A 7,114-nucleotide genomic window follows, 5' to 3' on the forward strand; every position below is an offset into this window, starting at 1 on the left:
CCACCCGGGACAACCCCGCGCCGCTCCGTGCGTCCTACGGGCCGGAAGCGAAGTCTCGGGAAGGGAATACCACGCATGCCGAAGCGGAAGCTCGCCACTGCGGCCGTCGCGCTCTGCGCCGGATCGTTGCTGCTCGCCGGGGGCGGCCAGGCCGTCGCGGCCGAGGCGGCGAACCCGCCCGCTGGAGGCACCGCGGCGTCGAACTGCTCCGGGGAGGACTTCGCGGTCACGATGCGCGCGCAGGCCGACCCGGGCTCGTTCCTGCTGGAGCTGCGCAACACCTCGGACCGGGCCTGCCAGGTCGGCGGCTGGGTGCGCTTGACGCCGCAGACCGCGAAGGGCACGCCGATCGACGTGCCCACCGACTACGTCCAGGTCCCCGGCCCGCCCGGGGTCGACGAGGTGGCACCCGGCGGGACCGCCTACGCCGGCGTGCGCGCCGAGTACGGCGAGACCGACTTCAACGCGGTCGGGTTCGAGGCGGCCCCCGACGACGTCGCGGGCCACAGCATGGTCGTGGTCGAAGGGGCGGGGGAGCCGTACCCGTTGCTCCCCGTCACGAGCCTCCAGGTGGGCACCCTGCAGGCGACTCCGGACGGGGTGCTGGGCTGACGGTTCGCCTTCCTCGGGGTGAGCCGACTGCCTGTCTCTTCTGCCGCGTGGTGCTCGGGTGGCGGAACCGCAGCGGTTTCGCCGCTGACGGGAGGCCAACAAGACCCGCTGGGCGGTCGGCGCTTTCCTCGCTCCGGGATCGTTTGCACCGGTGGTTCCGCCACAGGCGACAACGCGTCCCCGCGAGGAAAGCGCTGCGAACCCGCTGCGGTGCCGGGTGCTCGGGGGTTCGCTGCCGGCAGGACGAAGGCGCGGTCCGCCGGGAGCGGGGGAACGGCCGTCGGCCGCGGGCCGGACGGGCGGTGGACGGGGGCGCTCGGGTGTAGGAATGGACGGGTCGGCGCGCCCGGGGTGCACCGGCCTCCCGGTGCGCGGTGGCGTGCGCGGGGAGACTGGCGCGGAGGTCCCCGGCCGGACGACCGGGAGCGCCGAGCACCGCCCCGCACGCAGTGCGGCGATCTACCAGGAGGACCTGTCCCGTGCAGCTGCAGCACCACTTCACCGTTCCGGTCCCGGTCGACGTGGCCTGGCCGGCGATCATCGACCCGGAGCAGGTCGCCCCGTGCATGCCCGGTGCCACGCTCACCTCCTCCGAGGACGACCGCTTCAATGGCACGGCGACGGTGAAGCTGGGGCCGATCTCCCTGCGGTACAAGGGTTTCGGCTCGTTCCAGCGGATCGACGCGGCGGCGCGCCGCATCGTGGTCGACGCCGCGGGCACGGACCTCCGGGGCAACGGCACCGCGGCGGCGACGGTGACGCTGACGCTCGCCGAAGCGGACGGCGGCACCACGGCGCAGGTGGACACCGACCTGAAGGTGACCGGGAAACCGGCGCAGCTGGGGCGCGGCCTGATGTCCGAAGTGGTCGGCAAGGTCCTGCACCAGTTCGCCGCGAACCTGGCCCGCAGCCTCACCGGGCAGGACCCCGCGGCGGCCCGGCCGGAGTCCGAGCGCGCCGGTGCCGACCACGCCGAGCGGGCGGGAGGAGCGGCGGACCCCGCGGACGCCCGGGACTCCGGCGACGCCCGGGACCGCGCCGATGCCCAGGCCCCCGGCAACGCGCCGGACCGCGCCGCCGCGGCGGACTCCGGCGATGCCCAGGACTCCGGCGATGCCCAGGACTCCGCCGATGTCCGGAATCCCGGCGATGCCCGGAACCCCGCCGATGCCCGGAACCCCGGCGACCAGCGCCCCGACGACCGCAGCGCGGACGGTGCCGAGCCACCGGCTCCGGACGGACCCGGGCGGCGCGGCTCGCCGGACCGCTCCCGGCACCCGAGCAACGGCGAACGCCCCTCCGGCCGCAACCCGGCGTGGCGGGTCACCTCGCCGGCCGCGGCGGTGCGAACCGCGCCCGCCGACGCGGTGGCCGTCACGACCACCGCCGTGCACGGTTCCGCGAGCCGGGCGGACGCCGTGGTCACCGCCGCCCCGGTCCCGCAGGACGAACCCGTCGACCTCCTCGGCACCGCGGACAAGCCGGTGCTCAAGCGGGCGGTGCCCCTCGCCGCCGCAGCTCTGGCCGCGGTCCTGCTCCTGCGCAAGCTGCGCCGCCGCCGCGGCTGACCGCTGTTGTCACGCGCGAGTTCCCGTGCGTCGAGATCGGCTGCGGCCGCCCGGGAACTCGCCGTCCTCGCGAGGGCACCGCAGCGCACCCGCGGCGGCACCCGTCGATCGGGCGGCTCGGTCGCCGACCGGGAACCGCGGACTGCGGCGAGGTTTCCGCCACCCGGGTGCCGTGCCAGGTCAGCGGCGGGTGCCCGCTGAGACGACTCCGGCCAGCCGGGTCCAGCCGAGCGCGGTGTAGAGGTGGTGGCCCTGCTTGCTCGCGGTGAGCAGTCCGGTGCTCGCGCCGAGCAGCACCGACTCCCGGACCAGCGCGCTCATCAGCGCTCCGCCGAGGCCGCGCCTGCGGTGCGCGCGGTAGGTGGCGATGTTGTGCGCGACGGCCACGTCCCCGTGCACCACCATCACGCCGTGCGCCGCGGGATCGCCGTGCTCGTCGGTGATGCGGGCGGCGAGGATCGGGCCTTCCCGCACCAGGTCCACGGCGTACCGGGCGCCCGCGGTCCGCTGCGGGTGCGCGGTGAGGTCGGTGGTCATGAAGTGCTCGCGGGCGGGCGCGAGCCGCAGCCCTTCGGAGCTGAGCACGTCCTCGACGGCCGCGGGGTCGGTGGTCGGCACGGTCAGCCAGTCGGGGTGCGGTGAGCCGGCGACCTGCGCGGCGTGCAGGCGCAACGAGCCGGGGTTCCCGTCGGCGTCGAGCACGATGCTCTCCAGGTTCCTGCCGGGTTTGCCGGACAGCACGTGCAGCGCGCCGTCCGCCTCGTCGGCGGGGGAGAGCCCGCACGCGACGCCCCACCCGTGCTGCCACCGGCGGACCAGGTCGGTCAGCGGGGGAGAAGTGCGCTCCATGCCGCTAGCCAACCACCAGGTCGCGGCTCCGGCTCGGAGGGCGGGTCACCGGGCGGCGAGCAGCGCGTGCACCCGCACCAGGCGGTCCAGCCAGCGGCGCTGGTCGTCGGCGGTGGGCGTGGCGGCCGCGACCCGGGCCGGGTCGGGCTGCGGTGCGCGGCGCGGCACCGGGAGCACCCCGTCGCGCGGCAGCAGCGAGTCGCTGACCACGTCGCCGTCGAGCAGCGACAGGGTGCCGAGCCCGCAGGCGAACGGCAGCTCCGGCAGCGCCCCGGCCAGCGCGAGCTGCGCGGCGAGCCCGACGCTGCTCTCCACGGCGGAGGACACCACGCAGGGCAGGCCGCAGGCCTCGGCGACCTGCAGGGCCCGCCGCACCCCGCCGAGCGGTGCGGCCTTGAGCACGGCCACGTCGGCGGCTCCGGCGACCGCGACCTTCATCGGGTCCTCGGCGCGGCGGATGGATTCGTCGGCGGCGATGCGCACCCGCACCTTGCGGCGGACGGCGGCGAGGTCGTCGATCGTCGGGCTCGGCTGCTCCACGTACTCCAGGCCGCCCGCGGCGCGGTCCAGTTCGGCGATGCGGGCGACGGCGGTGTCCACGTCCCAGGCCGCGTTGGCGTCGACGCGGATCGCGGCGGACGGGCCGAGCGCGTCCCGGACGGCGGCGACCCGTTCGAGGTCGTCGCCGGGATCTTGGCCGCGTTCGGCGACCTTCACCTTCGCGGTGGTGCAGCCGGAGGCGGCGGCGATGGCGTGCGCCTGTTCGGCGCCGACCGCGGGGACCGTGCAGTTCACCGGGATCTCGTCGCGCACCGGCTCCGGCCAGTCGCCCGCGCAGGACTCCAGGGCGGCGGCCAGCCACGGCACGGATTCGGCGTCGGTGTAGTCCTCGAACGGGCAGAACTCGCCCCAGCCCGCCGGGCCGCCGAGCAGCACCCCGTGCCTGCGCGTGATGCCGCGGAACCGGGTGCGCATCGGCAGGCCGTACACGCGGACCGCGTCGAGCTCGGCCAGGCTGATCGTCGCCCCGTTCGCGGTCATGTTCGGTCCTTCCGCTCGGCCGTCACCACGGCGTCCTGTCGCGCACATCGTCGTCCCGGTGCCCCGTGCGGGCAGCGGGACGCACGTGCAATGACGTCGCGGGCGGTGCAGGTGTTCCTGCACCGGTCACGACGCGAAGCACCGGCCACCTCCGCGGGTGGCCGGTGCGTGCGGGGAACCGGCGCGCGTCAGGCGACGCTGGGGCGGCCGAGGTCGAACACGTCGACCTCGAACCGGGCCCACTGCTGGCGCAGCGCGGTCACTCCGTTGTCGAGGATGTAGTTCAGCTCGCCCAAGGTGACCGGCAGCAGCGTGTACACCTGCAGCTGCTCGATGCCCTCGGGATCGGTGAAGCGGGTGAACTCCGGCGGGAACAGCGGATGCCCGCTCGCCAGCACCCCGTAGAACTCGGTGTCGGGCAGCAGTGGCGCCTCGTTCGGCACGATCTGGTCCGGGACCAGGTGCGTGCCGCTCTGCACCAGCAGCTCCGACGTCACGTCCACCAGGTGGCGGGCCGCCTCCGCCTGCTCCTTGTAGACGGTGCACGCCAATTCCTGCGCCGGATCCGCGCCCAGCGGCTGGAACCGCAGCCCCGAGCTGATCACGGTGCTCAGGTGGTACTGCTCCAAGTGGAAGAACACCAGCCCGTAGCCGCGGTTCTCGCCGCGCACGTTGGGCGGCTCCGCGGCCGTCGGGGTGCCCGCGTGACGTTCGAGGTTCTCCGCCAGCCCGATGAACCGGTGCGCACCACCCATCGCGGTGTTGTGCTTCTCGGTGGTCATCCGATCTCCAGTGCTGCGTGTGCTGTCGCAACGGTAACCGGTGCCGCGAGGGGCACGGGCAGTTTCACCGACGACGTCGAAAATACGACCTCGCTCCGCGGCGCCGGCGGCGGGTACCGCAACCGATCAGCCGACCGGCGACGCCCGTGGTCCCGGGGCTCAGCCGCCATGCGGACCGACGTCCGGCAGGGCCGGCCCGAGCAGGTCGTCGGCGTCGACGATGCGGTACGCGTAGCCCTGCTCGGCGAGGAACCGCTGCCGGTGCGCCGCGTAATCGGTGTCCAGCGTGTCGCGCGAGACCACCGAGTAGAAGTGCGCCTGCTTGCGCTCCGCCTTCGGCCGCAGCAACCGGCCGAGCCGCTGCGCCTCCTCCTGGCGGGACCCGAAGGTGCCGGACACCTGCACCGCCACCGAGGCCTCCGGCAGGTCGATGGAGAAGTTCGCGACCTTCGACACCACCAGCCGGGAGATCTCGCCGCGGCGGAACGCGTCGAACAGCTTCTCCCGCTCCTTGTTCTTCGTGGAGCCCTCGATGATCGGCGCGTCCAGCGCCTCGCCGAGCTCGTGCAGCTGCTCCAGGTAGGCGCCGATGACCAGCGCCGGCTCGCCGGGGTGCTGGTCGAGGATGGCGCGCACCACGGGCGCCTTGGTACGGGCGGTGGAGCACAGCTTGTAGCGCTCCTCGGCTTCCGCGGTCGCGTACCGCAGCCGCTCGTCGTCGGTGAGCGTCACCCGCACCTCGACGCAGTCGGCGGGCGCGATCCAGCCCTGCGCCTCGATGTCCTTCCACGGCGCGTCGAACCGCTTCGGCCCGATCAGCGAGAACACGTCGCCCTCCCGGCCGTCCTCGCGCACCAGCGTGGCGGTGAGGCCGAGGCGGCGGCGGGACTGCAGGTCCGCGGTCATCCGGAACACCGGCGCCGGCAGCAGGTGCACCTCGTCGTAGACGACGAGGCCCCAGTCGCGGGAGTCGAACAGCTCCAGCTGCTTGTACTCGCCCTTCGACTTGCGGGTGATCACCTGGTAGGTGGCGATGGTGACCGGGCGGATCTCCTTCTTCTCGCCGGAGTACTCGCCGATCTCCTCCTCGGTCAGCGAGGTGCGCTCGATCAGCTCCCGCTTCCACTGCCTGCCCGCGACGGTGTTGGTGACCAGGATCAGCGTGGTGGCGCCCGCTTCGGCCATGGCGGCCGCGCCGACGAGGGTCTTGCCCGCGCCGCAGGGCAGCACGACCACGCCGGAGCCGCCCGCCCAGAACGACTGCACCGCTTGGCGCTGGTAGTCGCGCAGGGTCCAGCCGTCCTGGTTCAGCTCGATCGGGTGCGCTTCGCCGTCCACGTAACCGGCGAGGTCCTCGGCGGGCCAGCCGATCTTGAGCAGTAGCTGCTTGAGCCTGCCGCGCTCGCTGGGGTGCACCGCGACGGTGTCGTCGTCGATGCGCGCGCCGAGCATCGGCTGCACCTTCTTGTTCCGCAGCACCTCTTCGAGCACCGCGCGATCCAGCGAGATCAGCACCAGTCCGTGCGCGGGGTCCTGGGCGAGCTGCAACCGGCCGAACCGGCCCATCGTCTCGACGATGTCCACCAGCAGCGGCTGCGGCACCGGGTAGCGGGAGAACCGGACCAGGCCGTCCACCACCTGCTCGGCGTCGTGCCCCGCGGCGCGCGCGTTCCACAGCGCCAGCGGCGTGATCCGGTAGGTGTGCACGTGCTCGGGGGCGCGTTCCAGCTCGGCGAACGGGGCGATGGCGCCGCGGGCTTCGTCGGCCTGGGCGTGATCGACTTCGAGCAGCAGGGTCTTGTCGGACTGGACGATGAGCGGTCCGTCGGTCACGGGTGCGGCTCCTCGGGCTGGGCGGCTCTTTGCGCAGGTGATCGGCCTGCGGGGACAACGGTCGGGCCGGGCTCCAGTATTCCACCGCCGCGGGCGCGCCCGGGTGCGGCGTCCGCGATGTCGGAACCGAACGGTTCTGGAAACGTTTCCCCCGGTTCCTGCGTGGCGCGCGCGGGCGTCGGCTAGGTTTCGCTCGGACGTAGATCATTTAGGAGTTGTGTCTTCGTGAGCGTTCCGCCGCAGGGTCCGCACTCGCCGGTCGAGCCGTCGGGATCGTCGCCGGAGTGGGGGCCGGGCGGGCATCCGAGGGTGGCGCAGGGCCATCCGCAGGGGTTCTCGTCCCAGCCGGACCAGCAGTACCCGGGCTGGCAGGACCACGACTGGCGGGACCACGACTGGCAGAACCACCGCGAGCGGGACCGCGGTGAG

7 protein-coding genes are annotated in these 7,114 nt (G+C 73.8%); 3 read left to right on the forward strand and 4 right to left on the reverse strand.

The annotated features are described in order from the left end of the window. The first annotated feature begins 75 nt into the window (after positions 1–75). Both ABZ805_RS20255 and ABZ805_RS20260 read left to right on the forward strand, forming a co-directional pair. Positions 76–612 carry a DUF4232 domain-containing protein gene (locus tag ABZ805_RS20255; RefSeq protein WP_358442380.1) on the forward strand — a complete coding sequence of 179 codons (537 nt, stop codon included), beginning with the start codon at positions 76–78 and terminating at the stop codon, positions 610–612. 479 nt (positions 613–1,091) lie between these two features. Further along, on the forward strand, positions 1,092–2,180 hold the full coding sequence (locus ABZ805_RS20260; RefSeq protein WP_358442382.1) for an SRPBCC domain-containing protein: 1,089 nt from the start codon (positions 1,092–1,094) through the stop codon (positions 2,178–2,180). Positions 2,181–2,360: 180 nt separating this feature from the next. Here ABZ805_RS20260 and ABZ805_RS20265 read toward each other — a convergent pair whose 3' ends face one another. The 4 genes from ABZ805_RS20265 to ABZ805_RS20280 form a co-directional block, all read right to left on the reverse strand. Then, complete coding sequence (locus ABZ805_RS20265; RefSeq protein ID WP_358442384.1) at positions 2,361–3,029, reverse strand: GNAT family N-acetyltransferase; 669 nt, start codon at positions 3,027–3,029, stop codon at positions 2,361–2,363. Positions 3,030–3,074: 45 nt separating this feature from the next. Further along, positions 3,075–4,070 carry an o-succinylbenzoate synthase gene (locus ABZ805_RS20270; RefSeq protein WP_358442387.1) on the reverse strand — a complete coding sequence of 332 codons (996 nt, stop codon included), beginning with the start codon at positions 4,068–4,070 and terminating at the stop codon, positions 3,075–3,077. Positions 4,071–4,258: 188 nt separating this feature from the next. Then, positions 4,259–4,852 carry a suppressor of fused domain protein gene (locus tag ABZ805_RS20275; RefSeq protein WP_358442390.1) on the reverse strand — a complete coding sequence of 198 codons (594 nt, stop codon included), beginning with the start codon at positions 4,850–4,852 and terminating at the stop codon, positions 4,259–4,261. A gap of 159 nt (positions 4,853–5,011) precedes the next feature. After that, positions 5,012–6,685 (reverse strand): DNA repair helicase XPB, encoded by a 1,674-nt coding sequence (locus tag ABZ805_RS20280; protein ID WP_358442393.1) that lies wholly within the window; start codon positions 6,683–6,685, stop codon positions 5,012–5,014. 225 nt (positions 6,686–6,910) lie between these two features. Between ABZ805_RS20280 and ABZ805_RS20285 the strand changes: the two genes are divergently transcribed. Beyond that, positions 6,911–7,114: hypothetical protein (locus tag ABZ805_RS20285; RefSeq protein ID WP_358442396.1), on the forward strand; the 204-nt coding region annotated here is incomplete at its 3' end.

It is taken from the genome of Saccharopolyspora sp. NPDC047091, assembly GCF_040643635.1.
Taxonomy (GTDB): domain Bacteria; phylum Actinomycetota; class Actinomycetes; order Mycobacteriales; family Pseudonocardiaceae; genus Saccharopolyspora_C.

What these genes read in the sequence shown, in the direction of transcription:
- ABZ805_RS20275 (WP_358442390.1), bottom strand. Translation starts at nt 4,852, where the DNA reads ATGACCACCGAGAAGCACAACACCGCGATGGGTGGTGCGCACCGGTTC.
- ABZ805_RS20270 (WP_358442387.1), bottom strand. Translation starts at nt 4,070, where the DNA reads ATGACCGCGAACGGGGCGACGATCAGCCTGGCCGAGCTCGACGCGGTC.
- ABZ805_RS20265 (WP_358442384.1), bottom strand. Translation starts at nt 3,029, where the DNA reads ATGGAGCGCACTTCTCCCCCGCTGACCGACCTGGTCCGCCGGTGGCAG.
- ABZ805_RS20255 (WP_358442380.1), top strand. Translation starts at nt 76, where the DNA reads ATGCCGAAGCGGAAGCTCGCCACTGCGGCCGTCGCGCTCTGCGCCGGA.